The organism is Streptomyces paromomycinus, from assembly GCF_003865155.1.
GTDB lineage: Bacteria > Actinomycetota > Actinomycetes > Streptomycetales > Streptomycetaceae > Streptomyces > Streptomyces chrestomyceticus.
Map to the genome: position 1 here is coordinate 4,460,952 of NZ_BHZD01000001.1, position 15,359 is coordinate 4,476,310.

Genomic DNA, 15,359 nt, shown 5'->3' on the forward strand with positions numbered 1-15,359 from the left:
GGCGGTCCGGCCCTTACGGAAGCACCGGCGCCGGTGTCGTGGGCCAGCTCATGCGGATGACGCCGCCGGTCTCGCCGGAGGTCACCTCGACGTCGTCGACCAGCCCGCTGATGACCGCGAGCCCCATCTCGTCGTCGCTCTCGGCCGCGTCACCGTTGTCCGAGACGGGACCGCCGGGCAGCGGCTCCCCGTCCAGACCGCGGACGCCGGGCACCGCACCGGCACCCGCCGGACTCCCCGGGACCTCGTCGCCCACCTCGATGGAGAACTTCTTCTCGTCCTCGACCAGGGCGACCCGTACCGGGGCCGTGATGTTGTTGGTGCGGTGCAGCCCCACCGCACGGGTGCACGCCTCACCGACGGCGAGCCGGACCTCGTCCAGCACGGCCTCGTCCACGCCGGCCCGCCTCGCCACGGCAGCCGCGACCAGTCGCGCGGTGCGGACGTGCTCGGGAAGGGCGCTGAAGCGGAGTTCGACGGTGGCCATGCCATCCCCCTCGGTATGCGGGCGTGCAACGCAGGGGGCCGGACCGCCAAGCCCGGTTCCCCCCACTGCTTCCAACCCCCGCGCCGCGGCGCGGGGACCGGCAGGCCGTCAGTCGGTGGCTGCGACGGCTTCGTCGACCGAGGTGTGAATCGGGAACACCTTGGTCAGTCCGGTGATACGGAAGATCTTCAAAATGCGCTCCTGGTTGCAGACCAGGCGCAGCGAGCCCTCATGGGCACGCACCCGCTTGAGCCCGCCGACCAGAACGCCGAGCCCCGTGGAGTCCAGGAAGTCGACACGCTCCATGTCCACCACGAGGTGGTAGCTTCCGTCGTTCACGAGCTCGACCAGCTGCTCCCGCAGCTTGGGCGCGGTGTATACATCAATCTCGCCACCGACCTCGACGACCGTACGGTCGCCAACGGTCCGGGTCGACAGGGACAGGTCCACGGATCCTCCAGCACCTTGCTATCGAGCGGTCGCCCCCCATGGATCGGCAGCCGCGATGGCATTCAATCACTTACCAGCAGGCGTGCACGACGCCTTGTGCGCATTGTCCGTCACACCGGTGACACACTCGGTGCCGATGGCCTCCAATCAGCTGCCCCCGGACGGGGGCACCAGCCCCTCCCCGCGCACGGTCCTGGACCGTCTCACCCAGGGGGCGTCCCGCGCTACGCGCATCACTCATACGGAGCACTTGCCCCCGCGCATCGGCAGCCATGCGGAATGGCCCGCACGGATCCGCCCGGAGGTGGTGGAGGCCGTCCGCGCCGCCGGGATCGCCCACCCGTGGACCCATCAGGCGCGCACCGCCGAGCACGCGCTGCGGGGCGAATCGGTGGTCATCGCCACCGGCACGGCGTCCGGGAAGTCGCTCGCCTACCTGGTCCCGGTGCTGTCCGGGCTCCTGGACGGTTCCGAGGCGCCGAACGGGCGCGGCGCCACGGCCCTGTACCTCGCGCCCACCAAGGCGCTCGCCGCCGATCAGCGGCGCGCCGTCGGCGAACTCGCCGCGCCGCTCGGTACCGCGGTACGGCCGGCCGTGTATGACGGCGACACGCCGGTCGAGGAACGCGAATGGGTGCGCCAGTACGGCAACTACGTCCTGACCAACCCCGACATGCTCCACCTGGGCATCCTCCCGGCCCACCCCCGCTGGTCCTCCTTCCTGCGCGCCCTGCGCTACGTCGTCATCGACGAGTGCCACAGCTACCGCGGCGTCTTCGGCTCGCACGTGGCCCAGGTCCTCCGCCGCCTCCGGCGTGTCTGTGGCCGGTACGGCTCCGAACCGGTCTTCCTGCTCGCCTCGGCCACCGCCGCCGAACCGGCGCGGGCGGCCGAGCGGCTGACGGGCCTGCCTGTGGCGGAAGTCACGGAGGACGCCTCGCCGCGCGGCGAGGTGGTCTTCGCGCTGTGGGAGCCACCGCTGACGGAGCTGCACGGCGAGCAGGGCGCCCCCGTACGCCGTACCGCCACCGCCGAGACCGCCGACCTGCTGACCGACCTCGCCCTCCAGGAAGTCCGCACCGTCGCCTTCGTGCGGTCGCGGCGTGGCGCCGAACTGATCGCCCTCATCGCGCAGGAGCGGCTGGGAACGGTCGCGCGGGCCCTGGCCCAGCGGGTGGCCGCCTACCGGGGTGGCTATCTGCCCGAGGAACGGCGGGCGCTGGAGCGCGCGCTGCACACCGGCGACCTGCTCGGCCTGGCCGCCACCACGGCCCTGGAGCTGGGCGTGGACGTCTCCGGGCTGGACGCCGTACTGATCGCCGGATACCCGGGCACCCGCGCCTCCCTGTGGCAGCAGGCCGGGCGCGCGGGGCGGGCCGGGCAGGGCGCGCTCGCCGTCCTCGTCGCCCGGGACGACCCGCTGGACACCTACCTCGTGCACCACCCGGAGGCGCTCTTCGACCAGCCCGTCGAGTCCACCGTGCTGGACCCGGACAATCCGTACGTACTCGCCCCGCACCTGTGTGCGGCCGCCGCGGAACTCCCCCTCACCGAGGACGACTTCCCCCTGTTCGGCCCCGCCGCCCCGGGCCTCCTCCCCTCCCTGGAAGCCCGCAAGCTGCTGCGCCGCCGCGCCAAGGCGTGGCACTGGACCCGTCGCGAGCGGGCCGCCGACCTCGCCGACATCCGCGGGCAGGGCGGCTCGCCCGTACAGGTCGTGGAGTCGGGCACCGGCCGTCTGCTGGGCACGGTGGACGCGGCCGCCGCGCACACCACCGTCCACACCGGCGCCGTACACCTCCACCAGGGCCGTACGTACCTGGTCGAGCACCTGGACCTGGAGGACGACGTGGCGCTCGTCCAGGAGGCGAACCCGCCGTATTCGACGACCGCGCGCGACACCACCGCCATCGCCGTACTGGAGACCGAGACGGAGGTCCCGTGGGGCGACGCGCGCCTGTGCTTCGGCTCGGTGGAGGTCACCAACCAGGTCGTCTCCTACCTGCGCCGCCGGCTGATCACGGGCGAGGTGCTGGGCGAGACCAAGCTGGACCTGCCGCCCCGTACGCTGCGCACCCGGGCCGTGTGGTGGACCGTCACCGAGGACCAGCTCGATGCGGCCCGGGTCGATCCCAAGCAGCTCGGCGGCGCCCTGCACGCCGCCGAACACGCCTCCATCGGCCTGCTGCCGCTGTTCGCCACCTGCGACCGCTGGGACATCGGCGGCGTGTCCCTCCCCCTGCACCCCGACACCCTCCTTCCCACCGTCTTCGTCTACGACGGCCACCCGGGCGGCGCGGGCTTCGCCGAACGCGCCTTCCACACCGCCCCGGAGTGGCTCGCGGCCACCCGCAAGGCCATCGCCTCCTGCGAGTGCGAGGCCGGCTGCCCGTCCTGCATCCAGTCGCCCAAGTGCGGCAACGGCAACGACCCGCTCCACAAACGAGGCGCCGTACGGCTCCTGACCGAACTCCTCAAGAACGCGCCGGAACCGGCTTCCTGAGCGCCCGCAGAATCGACTCATGACCGTTTTCTCCTGCGCCAAGTGCGGCGCCACGCTCACCCCGGACCTGCGGCGGCTTCCCGCCGTCCCCGACGTGTCGACGCACGACAAGGACCGCGACCGGGAGACGGGGCTCGCCCCCTCCACCGTGCCGCCGGGCCACTACGCGATCGATCCCGAGCCCTGGGGCGCCCCGTTCGAGCCCTCCGGGGGCGGGGGTGGGGGCGGTGCGGGTGGTGGCGGCCGTGGCGGCGGTGGTCACGTCATGGACGACCGTGCCCTGCTCATGCCGCCGGGCATGGACGACTTCGTCTCCGCCGGTCCACGGAACACGGTGATCGTGCACCCGGACGACACGCCCGGCCTCCGCCGGACCGCCGTCCCCGCCGGCCACCACGGCTGCTGCGGCCCGTTGGGCACGGGCGGCCGCAACATGGCGTGCGCCTGCGGGACCCGCGTCGCCACTCTGGCGGCCGACTGCATGGGCCCGTATGAACTGCATCTCGATCCGCTGCGCGTGTACGGCTGTGACGGGGAGGGGGTTGAGGGGTAGGGCGGGCGGGGGTTGGAGAGGTCGTTGCTCGGGGCTTGCTTTTCCCCTCCCCCCTCCCCCACCCCCCGCCACCACCTCCACCGCCACCGCCTCTGCGTCCGTCAACACGTCCTTCTCCGCGGCCCCCTCTGTCGCCGTAATCGTCTCTGTCCGCGCCCGCGCCGCGCCCCGCCCCGTCTACGCGTCGAGGATCACCAACGTGCCGCGGCTTCCCGCGCGGACCGCGTGCTTCACGCCCGCCGGGACCAGGTACAGCTCACCCGGCCCCACCGAGACGATCGCGCCGCCCACCGACAGTTCCAGCCGCCCGTCGAGCACGAACAGTGCCTCTGGCGTCCCGTGCGCTTCCTCCTCCCCCGGCAACTCGTCCATGCGCAGCACCTTCACGCGGGCCGTGCCCACCTCTCCCAAGACCCGGGAACTCCACGCTTCCGGCAGCGCGGCCACCGTTTCCCGTACGTCGATCGCCTTCATGGCACGCCTCCCGGCGGACCGCCCCGGTCACACCCGAAGAGCCCGCGCATCAAGATCGATGGATGATCCGGACGCTGTCCGAGCCGGGTCGGGAGGTGGTCGACCGTTCGGCAAAACCTCCCGGGGCGACGTCGGCCATTGCTGCCGGGCGCTACTGCCGTGCGCGGTCGGCCCGTTCGGGTATCGGCTCGGCGGCCCGGCCCGCTGTCGCTGCCGGTCCCGCCCGGGCGCGGATGTCCGGGGCGAACGGTCCGCTACGCGCCCGGGCCGTGACGTCCGCGATGTCGCCCCGAACGGTGCAGCGCACCAGGTGAGCGTCTTGCGCGGCCGCCACCTCCCGGGCGGCCCGGCAGGCGGCCGGGCCACCCCGGAGTGCGGTGTCCGCCGCCGCCAGGGCCGCCAGATCCGCGGCGGCGCCCGCGCGATGACGTGTCACGACCACCTGGGCCAGGACGATCACCACCGCGAACACCGTGCACAGCGCCATCGCCGCGAACACCGCCCACACCGTGGCCGCGCCCTCATCGCCCCACCGTCTCCTCCGCAAGAGCCGTCGCCTCCCCTCGGAGCGTCAGCGTCAGCGGGCCGACGCCGGGCGACGCCGCCTCGACCCGTACGCGCACCAGATCGCCTCGCCTCTCCAGCGCCACCCGCGCGCCCTTCGGGGCCGCGTCGCGGGCCACCGCGCCGACGGCCGCCGGCGGTTCCGACCGGGCTGCCGCCCGGGCCCCGGCGCGGGCCGCGTCCACGCACTGGATCTGCGCGCAGGCGGCCGCCAGCCCCCACAGGAGCAGCCCCGTGAACAACACCAACGCCGGGATGACCAGAGCCGTTTCCGCCGTCACATAGCCCCGGTCACGGTCGCGGCTGCGATTACGTCCGCGGCTGCGGTCACGGCCGCGGCCACAGCCGTCGTCAGACCTGGACACCGAGGGCCTTCCCGATCACCGCGCGCAGCGCAGCCTCCACCGCGCCGCCCGACAGCACCTTGTAGAGCACGGCCGCGGCCGCACATGCCGCCAGGGTTCCCAAGGCGTACTCGGCCGTGGTCATGCCCCGGTCTGCGCAGGCCCTTTCCCGTACGACCGCAACGCGTCGCTCCAGCCACCTTCGTACGGACATCTCTTCCCCCTTGAAGTCGCTTCTGTCGTCTGTGAACCGGTGTGGTTCGGGTCGGTGTCGTGCCGTCATGAGTTCTGTGTGAGCGCCGTGGCCAGGCCGACCAGGACCGGTACGACGCCGAGTGCCAGGAAGGCGGGCAGGAAGCACGCCGCCAGCGGCATCGTGACCAGCACCCCCGCCCGGCGGGCCCGTTCGGCCGCCGAGCGGGACTCCTGCGCCCGCAGCTCCGCCGCTATCCGGGAGACGCCTTCCACGGCGGGGACCCCCGATACGCCCGCCCGTTCCATGCACCGGGCCAGTCCCCGGGCGCCGGGGAGCGCGCCGAATCGATGCCATGCCGTCGCGGGGTCGCTGCCGAGCCGCAGTTCCGCGGCCACCCGCCACAGCTGCTCGCCGACGGTTCCGCCGAGCGACCGCCCCACCGCCTCGGCGGACTCCCGTGGCCCGGCGCCCGCCGCCAGGCAGGCCGCGAGCAGGTCAGCGGCCGGTGCCAGCGCCGCCCGTAAGGTGTTCTCGGCCGTCTGCCGCACGGCCTGTGCCTGCGTACGGCGTCGCCACCGCCCGGCTCCGTACGCCACGGCGAGTCCCAGTACGCCACCGGTCACTCCGCCGACGAGAATGGCCACGGCGCCCGCGATCACGGCAGGCCCGGCCCGCTCCCGGACGGCTCCGGGCCACCGACGTCCTCGGCCGCGCTTCAGCTCCGGTCCCAGGCGCCGACCGGTGCCCTCGTGGTGCCGTACGGCCTTGCCCAGGACCGTCCCCGCCCGCCGCCGTACCTTCCGTACGCCGCGCGCGTCCCCGGCCGTGGTGAACGCGCTGACCACGGTGGCCAGAGCCAGGAAAACTGTCCCCAGGGTGTGGACAACTTCTCGCGCGGCGCCTGACACGGCATCAGCGGACATGACCGCCCCCTTCGGCGGTCGCGATGATCCGCGCCGTCCAGACGATGCCGCACCCCTCCAGCAGGCCGCCGGCCAGCAGGCACGCCCAACCGGCGGGGGTGTGCAGCAACACCCCGAGCGGGTCGGCACCGAGGGCGCTGCCCATCGCCAGCCCTCCGGCCGGGAGGAGCGCGAGCATCAAGGCGGTCGCTCTCGGGCCCGCCAACTGGGCGCGCAGGTCGTCACGCTGGTCACGTTCCGCCCGGAGCGCCGTCGCGATCCGTTCCAACCCGGCGGCCAGCCCGGCGCCGCCGTCGACGGCTACCTGCCAGCACGCCGCCACACCGGCCAGCCCTTCCGCGCCCGGCAGCCGCCCCGCCGCCCGCAGGGCCGCCGGTACGTCCCCGCCGAACCGGGCCGCCGCCGTGACCGCCGCGCCCGCCTCGCCGAAACCCGCGGCACCGGCCGCCGTCAGGGCCTGCCCCGGCTGCCGCCCGGCCCGCAACTCGCCCGCCACCGCCTCGCACAGCTCGATCACCGCCGCGCCCCGGCGCTCCCGCTCCCGCACCCGTTCACGGGCCCGGAGCCATCGCCGCACCAGGACCGATGCCACCACGGCGGCGATCACGGGCAGCACCGAACCGGCCATGACACCGAGGACGACACCGGCCGGCAGGCACCACAGCTCTCGTGGGAAGCCGGTGATCCCGTGCCGGCTTTCTCCGCTCCGCCGAGGACCCCGGCAGCTGATCCACCTGCCGCCGCCCCGTCTGGAGGCCCGGTACGCGGCCCACGTGACCCAATGCACCACCTGCCGCAACACCCGCCGGGGCGTGAACTCACCTTCGTCCGGGGCCGGTTCTCGCGCCCACCCCTCCGGGCCCGCTCCTTCCGCGCCCACCAACAGCAGTCGCGCCCGCCGTACGTCACCGCTCCGTCCGCCGGACAGCCAGGCCGCCACCCCCGCGCACAGCACGGCCGCGCATACCGGCACCGCCGCCACACCGACACCGACATCACTCATCGCGCATCCCTTCCCCGATCGCACAGACCCGTCAACCTCGGCCAACCCGGCGCCTCTTGGAAGCCCTCCGGTGCCCACACCGCCGCCGGTACGGTCACCACGAAGCCGTCCCGGTGCCGCTCCAGGACATCCACCCGGGCGAGCCGCCGTCGGCCGTCCCGGTCCCGTACGAGGTGCAGCAGCACCGACAGTGCGGCGGCCACCTGGCTGTGCAGTGCCGCCCGGTCGAGCCCGGCCGTCGAGCCGAGGGCCTCCAAGCGCGCCGGGACGTCGCCGGGGGCGTTCGCGTGGACCGTGCCGCAGCCGCCTTCGTGGCCCGTGTTCAGTGCCGCCAGCAGGTCCGTGACCTCGGCGCCGCGCACCTCGCCGACCACCAGCCGGTCCGGCCGCATCCGCAGCGCCTGCCGCACCAGGTCCCGCAGGGTGACGCGGCCGATGCCCTCCTGGTTCGCGGGCCGGGTCTCCAGCCGTACGACGTGGGGGTGATCCGGCCTCAGTTCCGCGGAGTCCTCGGCCAGGACGAGCCGTTCGGCCGGGCCTGCCAGGCTCAGCAGCGAGCTGAGCAGGGTGGTCTTCCCGGAGCCGGTACCGCCGCTGATGAGGAAGGAGAGCCGGGCGTCCAGCACGGCCCGGAGCAGGCGGTCGCCGTCCGGTGGGACCGTGCCCGCCGCGACCAGTTCCGCGAGGGTGAAGGCGCGGGGGCGCAGGACGCGCAGCGACAGGCAGGTACCCGCGACCGCCACCGGGGGCAGTACGGCGTGCAGGCGGGTGCCGTCGGGCAGCCGGGCGTCCACCCAGGGGTGGGCGTCGTCCAGCCGTCGTCCGGCCACCGAGGCCAGCCGCTGGGCGAGCCGCCGTACCGCGGCCTCGTCGGCGAAGCGCACCGAGGTGCGCTCCAGCCCGCCGCCTCGGTCCACCCACACCTCGTCCGGCGCGCTGACCAGCACGTCGGTCACCTCCGGTGCGGCGACGAGCGGTTCGAGGGGGCCGCAGCCGACCAGTTCCGACCGGAGCGCCGAGACGACCCCCAGCACCTCCGCGTCGCCGAGCAGGCGGCCCTCGGCGCGCAGCGCCATCGCCACCCGCGCGGGCGTCGGCTCGGCACCCGCCTGGGCCAGCCGTCCGCGCACCGCCTCCAGGAGCCCGGCTCCGATGCCCGTACAGCCCGCCCGGGGTGCGCCGTAAGCGTCGGAGTGGGCTTCGGCCTGGACGTCGGCGCCGGGCTGCCCGCCGGACGCCCACAGCCCGGGCCCCTGCGGACCTGACCCCTGCGGACCACCTGCCCGTAACCCGTCCGTCCAGGGAATCTCAGCCCTCACCCGGACCACCCCCTACGCCCTCACCGAGCCACCCCCGCCATCCTCCGGCCGCCGACCCACCGGCCGCCGACCCACCGGGCACCGGTCCACCGGCTCTCGACTCCGCGGCCCCCGATCCCGCGGCCCCCGACCCCGCAGCCACCGCTCCCGCGTTCCCCGGCCTCCCGGCCCCCGATCCCGCAGCCCCCGGCAACACCCGCCCCCAGAAGGCCGTACCGAAGTGCCGCAACGGCCCCCGGGCGTTCGCCCCCGGCGGCGCGCCCCGGGCCAGCTCTGCCGGGAGGCCGGTCTCCCAGCCCAGCTCTCCGGCCAGTGGAAGGCCGAGCAGCCGGGCGGCCTCCTCCGGCGCCAGCTCCGCGGCGCGGCCGCTGTCCGGACCGGGGCCGGCGCGTGTCACCACCCGCACGTCCGGCAGGACCGTACGGATCAGAGCCGCCACGCGCCGGGCCGCCGCCAGCGCCCGCAGTTCGGTGGGGACGACCAGCAGTCCGACGTCGACCTGGGCGAGCGCTTCCACGACCGCTTCGTCCAGCCTGCGGGGCAGGTCCACCACCACGGCGCCGCCCCGTCTGCGCGCCGCCGCCATGACCGCGCGCATCGCCTGCGGCGGGATCACCACCGCGTCGCCCCGGTCCCAGCTCAGTACGCGTAAGGAGTGCAGCCGCGGCAGCGCTTCCTCCAGGGCGCCCCCGCCCACCCGTCCGCGCGACTCGGCGAAGGCGGGCCAGCGCAGCCCTTCCTCCTTCTCGCCGCCCAGCAGTACGTCGAGTCCGCCGCCCAGCGGGTCCGCGTCGACCAGGACGGTCCGGCGGCCCGCGCGGGCCGCCGTCAGGGCCAGGGCGCAGGCGAGGGTGCTCGCGCCGGCGCCGCCGCTGCCGCCGATCACCCCCACCGTCACGGCCGCCGGCCCGACGCCCTCCACCGCGTCGGCGATCCGGTCCACGAGCCAGCTCTCGCCGCCGGGGAGCACCAGCACCCGTTCCGCCCCGAGGGCGACGGCCAGCCGCCACAGCTGCCGGTCGTCCGCGCCGCGGGCGACGAGCACCACCCCGTCCCGGCGGCCCGCACCGCACAGGCGGGGCGCGCAGTCGGCGCCGACGATCACCAGGGGCGCCGAGGCCCAGCCCGGACTGCGGCCACGGGCGACACCGTGGGCCACTTCCGGTGTCGCGCCGGCTGCCGCGCAGAGTCTCAGGACGTCGTCGAGAAGACCCTCGTCCTCGGTGACGACCAGCGGTCCGCCGCGCCCTCCGGCGGGCCCGGGTGAATGATCGGGAGTCATACGTCCGGCCACGTTCCGTTCCCCTATCGCTACACAACTCACACATCCGCGAACTCGCGGAGTTTCACTGTGCGGCGATCCGGAAAATCCCGTGGATCTTGGTCCAAAACTGTGGACAACTCAAAGGCTGTGAATATCCCAGTCACCTATACCAGCGACCTTGAGGGCTCCCTTAGAGCAGCGCTACGATTACTGTGGGTGACGGCCGGCGGGCGTCGGCGAGCGTGGGGCCGGGCGATGAAGAGGAAGCGGCCGATCCGCCTCGGACGGGCAAAAACGCGTCCGGACATGCGACGACCCCCGCCGGGGGGGAGAGCGGGGGTCGTCCCCACGGCCGACTCGGGGGGGGAGGAGTCGGACCGGGTTAGCACGGTCGCGAACGATCCGTGACTTCCATGGTGTACCCGAGAGCCTTCTCAGGCAAACCCACGCGCCACACCTTACGCCGAATGGTGGGCGCCTATGCTCACCCCGTGGAAAACCACTCCGTGCCCCACTCGGCGACTCACTCGACACCCCGGACAGCCGCGTTCTTCGACCTGGACAAGACAGTCATTGCTAAGTCGAGCACGCTGACCTTCAGCAAGTCGTTCTACCAAGGCGGCCTGATCAATCGCCGGGCCGTACTGCGCACCGCATACGCCCAGTTCGTCTTCCTCGCGGGCGGCGCCGACCACGACCAGATGGAACGGATGCGCGCCTACCTGTCGGCGCTCTGCCGGGGCTGGGACGTGGCCCAGGTCCGGGAGATCATCGCGGAGACCCTCCACGAGCTGATCGACCCGCTCATCTACGACGAGGCCGCCTCGCTCATCGAGGAGCACCACACGGCGGGCCGCGACGTCGTGATCGTCTCCACCTCGGGCGCCGAGGTGGTCGAGCCGATCGGCGCCCTGCTCGGCGCCGACCGCGTGGTGGCCACCCGGATGGTCGTCGGCGCGGACGGCCGCTTCACGGGCGAGGTGGAGTACTACGCCTACGGCCCGACCAAGGCCCAAGCGGTACGGGACCTCGCCGCGTCCGAGGGCTACGACCTGGCGCGCTGCTACGCGTACAGCGATTCGGCGACCGATGTGCCGATGCTGGAGGCGGTCGGCCACCCGTACGCCGTCAATCCGGACCGCGCGCTGCGCCGCGAGGCCGCGAGCCGGGGATGGCCGGTTCTGTCGTTCACCCGGCCGGTCCAGCTGAAGCAGCGGCTGCCCTCCCTGGGCATGCCGTCGCGTCCGGTGCTCGCCGCGGCGGCCGCCGTGGGCGCGGCCGCCGCGACCGCGGGCCTCGTCTGGTACGCGAGCCGGCGGCGCCCGGTTTTTGCCCGTATCACCCGAGTTTGAAGGGAAAAGTAAAGAACTGTGGCGAGGGGTTCCGCTTCCCCCGCGGCAGGAGTACAAAGGACGTAACGGCCCGCGAGACCGAGGACATCCGAGAGGAAGACCTTCTACGCAGCAAGGCCCCACGGACCGAAGCACGGAAACCGGGCACCCACGCGACGCCGACCCGTCGATTACGGGCCAGCCGTACCAGGTGACGGACCAAGTCTCCGACCTGATCGGCACATCCGGAGCGCGCTTGGTAACCCGGTGGACGTGCCAGCGGCGGTACCGGAACGACTGGGTACCGCCGCAACCCTTTGCCAGGGGCCCGGCCGGGAGCCGGCAGCTTCCCCCGCAGCCCCGTGACGGGGCCCGTCAGGCCGCCCCGCGCTGCATCGCCTCGCACACCGCCGTGCTCTCCCGTGCCCCCAGCTCCATCGCCCGGCCGCAGTGCGCGATCCACGCCGCCACACCCTCCGGGGTGCCGGACACATAGCCCTCCAGCGCCGCCACGTACGCGGCCCGGTCCTGTTCCGCGTGCCCGACCTCCGCCGGGCAGACCGACTTCGGGTCCAGCCCGCTGCCGACCAGCACGATGCGCTCGGCGGCCCGCGCGACCAGCCCGTTGTACGAACCGAAGGGGCGCAGTGCCAGCAGTTCGCCGTGCACCACGGCCGCCACCACCAGAGCCGGCGCCTCGCTGCCCGCCAGCAGCAGCCGTGCCAGTCCGTCCAGGCGCCCGGCTACCTCGTCGGCGTCCGGCAGCGTCAGCTCCACCAGGGGCTCGTCGACCGGCTCGCCCGCCAGTCGCGGCCGCCCCACCGACTCCTGCCGCGCGTCGCCGCTCGCCGCCACCAGGTGCAGCCGCGCCAGCACCCGCAGCGGCGACTGCCGCCACACACTGAGCAGTTGCCCGGCCTCGGCGGTCAGCCGCAGCGCAGCGCCGACCGTGCGGGGCTCGCCCTCGACGCCGAAGTCGGACCGCCGCCGCACCTCCTCCAGCGCCCAGTCGGCCCCGGCCAGCGCGGCGGAGGCCCGCGCTCCGCGCAGCGCCGCCTCGGAGGTGATCTCGTTGCTGCGCCGCCGCATGATCCGGTGCCCGTAGACCCGGTCCACGCTCGTGCGCACGGAGTCCACGGAGTCGGCGACCCCCGGGAGCGAGGCCAGGGTCGCGAGCGGATCGGCTGTCGTACTCATGGGTACGACCCTACGCACCCCGGAGGCCGCAAGGCCGAACCGCTCGAAGGAGTGGTCTTCTTCACCCGAACCTCTCACCCGGGGCAACTCGACGCTTACGCTTCGTGACCATGAAGATCGCGTTCGTGGGCAAGGGCGGCAGTGGGAAGACCACGCTGTCCTCCCTGTTCATCCGCCACCTCGCCGCCGCCCGCGTCCCCGTGATCGCGGTGGACGCCGACATCAACCAGCATCTGGCCGCCGCCCTCGGCATGGACGAGGCGGAGGCCGCCGCGCTGCCGGCGCTCGGCGCCCGGCTGCCGCTGGTCAAGGACTACCTGCGCGGCACCAACCCGCGTATCGCGTCCGCCGAGACGATGATCAAGACGACACCGCCCGGTGAGGGCTCCCGGCTGCTGCGGGTCGTCGAGGACAACCCGGTGTACGCGGCGTGCGCCCGGCCGGTCCTCCTGGAGGGCGAACCGGTACGCCTGATGGCGACCGGCCCGTTCGCCGAGTCCGACCTGGGGGTGGCCTGCTACCACTCCAAGACCGGCGCGGTGGAACTGTGCCTGAACCACCTCGTGGACGGCCGCGAGGAGTACGTCGTCGTCGACATGACGGCCGGCGCGGACTCCTTCGCGTCCGGGATGTTCACCCGCTTCGACCTGACCTTCCTGGTCGCCGAGCCCACCCGTAAGGGCGTCGCGGTCTACCGCCAGTACAAGGACTACGCGCGCGACTACGGCATCGCCCTCAAGGTCGTCGGCAACAAGGTCCAGGGCCCGGACGACGCCGCCTTCCTGGCCGACGAGGTGGGTGAGGACCTGCTGCTCACGGTGGGGGACTCGGCGTGGGTGCGGGCCATGGAGAAGGGCCGGCCGCGCCGCTTCGACCTGCTGGAGGCCGACCAGCGGCAGGCCCTGAAGGAGCTGCACGCCGCCGCTGACGAAACGTACGAGCAGCGCGACTGGGAGCGCTACACCCGCCAGATGGTCCACTTCCACCTGAAGAACGCGGAGAGTTGGGCGAACGCGAAGACGGGCGCCGACCTGGCGGCCCAGGTCGACCCCGCCTTCGTCCTCGCCGAGCCCTCAGGAGCCCCGCAACCCGCCTGACACCTGAGAACAGGGGCCCCACGGGGACCGCTCCGGAGCGGCACGGCATCCAGGAGCGCCGCCGAAGCCAGCAGCCCCACCGGGGCCAGGAGCCCCACGGGCCCCGGCCGAGGCGCCTCCCCGCCGCTCCGCGTCCCCTACTCCGCCTCCCGCCGAGCCGGTTCCGCCGGCCCGGCCGAACCGGCAGGCGCGCCCGGCTTCGCGGACGAGGACGCCAGGTACCTCCCCCACCCGCCCTTCGGGGCGCCGCCCACCGGCAGCGCGCGCATCTTCTCCAGCACCTGCGGGTCCTGCGCGTCCAGCCAGTCGGCCAGTTGCTTGAAGGTCACGCAGCGCACGCCCTCGCGGGGGCAGATGGTCTTGATGGCGTCCTCGACGGCGCGCATGTACGTGCCACCGTTCCAGGACTCGAAGTGGTTGCCGACGATGAGCGGAGCCCGGTTACCCTTCTCCGCCCGCTCGAACGCGGCGATCAGGCCGTCCCGCATCTGCTTGCCCCAGGTGGCGTGCATCGCCGGGTCGCCCCTGGTCGTACCGGACTGGTTGGCGAGGAAGTTGTAGTCCATCGAGAGCGTCTCGAAGGCCCGGCCGGGGACGGGGATCTGCTGGAGGGGGAAGTCCCAGATGCCGTCGATCTGCTTCGGCCACAGCTGCCGGCCGCCGACGGAGCTGGAGTCGTAGCGGAAGCCCATGGCCTTGGCGGCGGGAATGAGGTTGCGCTGTCCTTCGAGGCAGGGGGCGCGGCCGCCGACGAGTTCCTTGCTGTAGTCGAACGGCAGCGGCTTCTCGGTCCGCAGCCCGGTGTGCGTCTTCCAGGACTTGACGAACGCCTCGGCCTGCCGGATCTCGCTCTGCCACTCCTCCGGCGACCAGGTGCCGACGCCGCCGTTCGGGCCGCAGAAGTGGCCGTTGAAGTGCGTACCGATCTCGTTGCCGTCCATCCAGGCGCCGCGGACCTGTTCCACGGTGGCCCGGACGCCCTTGACGTCGTTGAAGCCGATGTCGGAGGCGCCGGGGCTGTGCTTGGGCGGGTGGTAGGCGTCCTTCCTGTTGCCCGGGAGCAGGTAGACGCCGCTGAGGAAGTACGTCATCCGGGCGTCGTACTTCTTGCCGACCGCGCGGAAGTGCGAGAACAGCTTCTGGCTGTCCTCGCCGGCGCCGTCCCAGGAGAAGACCACGAACTGCGGCGGCCGTTCACCGGGTTTCAGGCGCTCGGCCTTCGGCTGCATCGGCTGCGCCCCGGTGTAGGCGGTCGAGCCGTCGCCGATGAGCTTGACCTGCTGGGCGGTGCGCTGCGGTGCGGCCCGGCCGCCCTGGGCGCCGCCCGGCCCGCCGCCGTTTCCCCCGGCACAGCCGGCGACCGCCGCCAGCGCCATCGTCGTGACCCATCCGGCCGTGACCCTTGATGCGGCTGCCATCAGCCACCTCACTCCCTGAGCTGCGAACTGCGAAACGGAAACATCAGAAAAAGTGATTAACCGTTTTTAAGCCCGCATAAGCCATGGGATGGGCCGTAAGGTACAAGCGACTCGTCGTCGCATTCACTCGAAAGACGGAACGACAGACCCGAATGCCTGAAAAGGCTTCTCTGTGCCTTTACGCGTCATTACGCTTCATTTACCGATGCTTGAGAGTCACCGGGCCGTCACACACC

Annotated in this window: 16 protein-coding genes; 4 read left to right on the plus strand and 12 right to left on the minus strand. The window is 73.2% G+C overall.

Translation table 11 applies throughout. The features are described 5' to 3' along the window. Positions 1-13: 13 nt before the first annotated feature. Together OEIGOIKO_RS18595 and bldG are read right to left on the minus strand one after the other, a co-directional pair. Positions 14-487, minus strand: coding sequence for an ATP-binding protein (locus OEIGOIKO_RS18595; protein ID WP_031012600.1), 474 nt, complete (start codon positions 485-487; stop codon positions 14-16). 108 nt (positions 488-595) lie between these two features. Continuing rightward, entirely contained in the window at positions 596-937 is a 342-nt protein-coding gene (gene bldG / locus OEIGOIKO_RS18600) for an anti-sigma factor antagonist BldG (RefSeq protein ID WP_004571875.1), read from the minus strand. A gap of 55 nt (positions 938-992) precedes the next feature. Between bldG and OEIGOIKO_RS18605 the strand changes: the two genes are divergently transcribed. Both OEIGOIKO_RS18605 and OEIGOIKO_RS18610 read left to right on the plus strand, forming a co-directional pair. Next, positions 993-3,440 carry a DEAD/DEAH box helicase gene (locus OEIGOIKO_RS18605; protein ID WP_125055008.1) on the plus strand — a complete coding sequence of 816 codons (2,448 nt, stop codon included), beginning with the start codon at positions 993-995 and terminating at the stop codon, positions 3,438-3,440. Positions 3,441-3,459: 19 nt separating this feature from the next. After that, positions 3,460-3,993 carry a hypothetical protein gene (locus OEIGOIKO_RS18610; RefSeq protein WP_125055009.1) on the plus strand — a complete coding sequence of 178 codons (534 nt, stop codon included), beginning with the start codon at positions 3,460-3,462 and terminating at the stop codon, positions 3,991-3,993. 177 nt (positions 3,994-4,170) lie between these two features. Here the strand turns inward: OEIGOIKO_RS18610 and OEIGOIKO_RS18615 are convergent, their stop codons facing one another. From OEIGOIKO_RS18615 to ssd, 8 genes are all read right to left on the minus strand, one after another. Next, complete coding sequence (locus OEIGOIKO_RS18615; protein ID WP_125055010.1) at positions 4,171-4,467, minus strand: cupin domain-containing protein; 297 nt, start codon at positions 4,465-4,467, stop codon at positions 4,171-4,173. A gap of 151 nt (positions 4,468-4,618) precedes the next feature. Then, complete coding sequence (locus OEIGOIKO_RS18620) at positions 4,619-5,014, minus strand: Rv3654c family TadE-like protein (RefSeq protein ID WP_125055011.1); 396 nt, start codon at positions 5,012-5,014, stop codon at positions 4,619-4,621. Beyond that, on the minus strand, positions 4,989-5,312 hold the full coding sequence (locus tag OEIGOIKO_RS18625; RefSeq protein ID WP_246177408.1) for a TadE family type IV pilus minor pilin: 324 nt from the start codon (positions 5,310-5,312) through the stop codon (positions 4,989-4,991). The genes OEIGOIKO_RS18620 and OEIGOIKO_RS18625 overlap by 26 nt, the downstream gene beginning before the upstream one ends. Before the next feature lie 70 nt (positions 5,313-5,382). After that, on the minus strand, positions 5,383-5,589 hold the full coding sequence (locus tag OEIGOIKO_RS18630) for a DUF4244 domain-containing protein (RefSeq protein ID WP_125055013.1): 207 nt from the start codon (positions 5,587-5,589) through the stop codon (positions 5,383-5,385). Between the two features lie 65 nt (positions 5,590-5,654). After that, a complete protein-coding gene (locus OEIGOIKO_RS18635; protein WP_125055014.1) occupies positions 5,655-6,494 on the minus strand; it encodes a type II secretion system F family protein in 840 nt (279 codons plus the stop codon). After that, the gene (locus OEIGOIKO_RS18640) at positions 6,484-7,497 is read right to left on the minus strand and encodes a type II secretion system F family protein (protein WP_246177409.1); all 1,014 of its coding nucleotides are present in this window, start codon (positions 7,495-7,497) and stop codon (positions 6,484-6,486) included. Before OEIGOIKO_RS18640 ends, OEIGOIKO_RS18635 begins: the two co-directional genes overlap by 11 nt. Next, positions 7,494-8,651 (minus strand): TadA family conjugal transfer-associated ATPase, encoded by a 1,158-nt coding sequence (locus OEIGOIKO_RS18645; RefSeq protein WP_125058777.1) that lies wholly within the window; start codon positions 8,649-8,651, stop codon positions 7,494-7,496. The genes OEIGOIKO_RS18640 and OEIGOIKO_RS18645 overlap by 4 nt, the downstream gene beginning before the upstream one ends. Before the next feature lie 154 nt (positions 8,652-8,805). Continuing rightward, on the minus strand, positions 8,806-10,110 hold the full coding sequence (gene ssd, locus OEIGOIKO_RS18650; protein WP_125055015.1) for a septum site-determining protein Ssd: 1,305 nt from the start codon (positions 10,108-10,110) through the stop codon (positions 8,806-8,808). A 437-nt stretch (positions 10,111-10,547) separates the two neighbouring features. Here ssd and OEIGOIKO_RS18655 point away from each other — a divergent pair, with 437 nt between their 5' ends. Further along, positions 10,548-11,432: an HAD family hydrolase gene (locus tag OEIGOIKO_RS18655; RefSeq protein ID WP_125055016.1), complete on the plus strand. Its 885-nt coding sequence runs from the start codon at positions 10,548-10,550 to the stop codon at positions 11,430-11,432. Positions 11,433-11,786: 354 nt separating this feature from the next. Here the strand turns inward: OEIGOIKO_RS18655 and OEIGOIKO_RS18660 are convergent, their stop codons facing one another. Then, a complete protein-coding gene (locus OEIGOIKO_RS18660) occupies positions 11,787-12,608 on the minus strand; it encodes a Fic family protein (RefSeq protein ID WP_125055017.1) in 822 nt (273 codons plus the stop codon). Between the two features lie 110 nt (positions 12,609-12,718). Between OEIGOIKO_RS18660 and OEIGOIKO_RS18665 the strand changes: the two genes are divergently transcribed. Continuing rightward, positions 12,719-13,705 (plus strand): ATP-binding protein, encoded by a 987-nt coding sequence (locus tag OEIGOIKO_RS18665; RefSeq protein WP_125055018.1) that lies wholly within the window; start codon positions 12,719-12,721, stop codon positions 13,703-13,705. 137 nt (positions 13,706-13,842) lie between these two features. Here the strand turns inward: OEIGOIKO_RS18665 and OEIGOIKO_RS18670 are convergent, their stop codons facing one another. Beyond that, positions 13,843-15,123, minus strand: a complete 1,281-nt coding sequence (locus OEIGOIKO_RS18670; RefSeq protein WP_125055019.1) for a polysaccharide deacetylase family protein — start codon at positions 15,121-15,123, stop codon at positions 13,843-13,845. Positions 15,124-15,359: the final 236 nt, after the last annotated feature.

Coding starts and splice junctions, on each gene's coding strand:
- OEIGOIKO_RS18630 (WP_125055013.1), bottom strand. CDS start 5,589: ATGTCCGTACGAAGGTGGCTGGAGCGACGCGTTGCGGTCGTACGGGAA.
- OEIGOIKO_RS18670 (WP_125055019.1), bottom strand. CDS start 15,123: ATGGCAGCCGCATCAAGGGTCACGGCCGGATGGGTCACGACGATGGCG.
- OEIGOIKO_RS18610 (WP_125055009.1), top strand. CDS start 3,460: ATGACCGTTTTCTCCTGCGCCAAGTGCGGCGCCACGCTCACCCCGGAC.
- OEIGOIKO_RS18635 (WP_125055014.1), bottom strand. CDS start 6,494: ATGTCCGCTGATGCCGTGTCAGGCGCCGCGCGAGAAGTTGTCCACACC.
- OEIGOIKO_RS18655 (WP_125055016.1), top strand. CDS start 10,548: ATGGTGGGCGCCTATGCTCACCCCGTGGAAAACCACTCCGTGCCCCAC.
- OEIGOIKO_RS18660 (WP_125055017.1), bottom strand. CDS start 12,608: ATGAGTACGACAGCCGATCCGCTCGCGACCCTGGCCTCGCTCCCGGGG.
- OEIGOIKO_RS18665 (WP_125055018.1), top strand. CDS start 12,719: ATGAAGATCGCGTTCGTGGGCAAGGGCGGCAGTGGGAAGACCACGCTG.
- OEIGOIKO_RS18595 (WP_031012600.1), bottom strand. CDS start 487: ATGGCCACCGTCGAACTCCGCTTCAGCGCCCTTCCCGAGCACGTCCGC.
- OEIGOIKO_RS18605 (WP_125055008.1), top strand. CDS start 993: ATGGCATTCAATCACTTACCAGCAGGCGTGCACGACGCCTTGTGCGCA.
- OEIGOIKO_RS18615 (WP_125055010.1), bottom strand. CDS start 4,467: ATGAAGGCGATCGACGTACGGGAAACGGTGGCCGCGCTGCCGGAAGCG.
- OEIGOIKO_RS18640 (WP_246177409.1), bottom strand. CDS start 7,497: ATGAGTGATGTCGGTGTCGGTGTGGCGGCGGTGCCGGTATGCGCGGCC.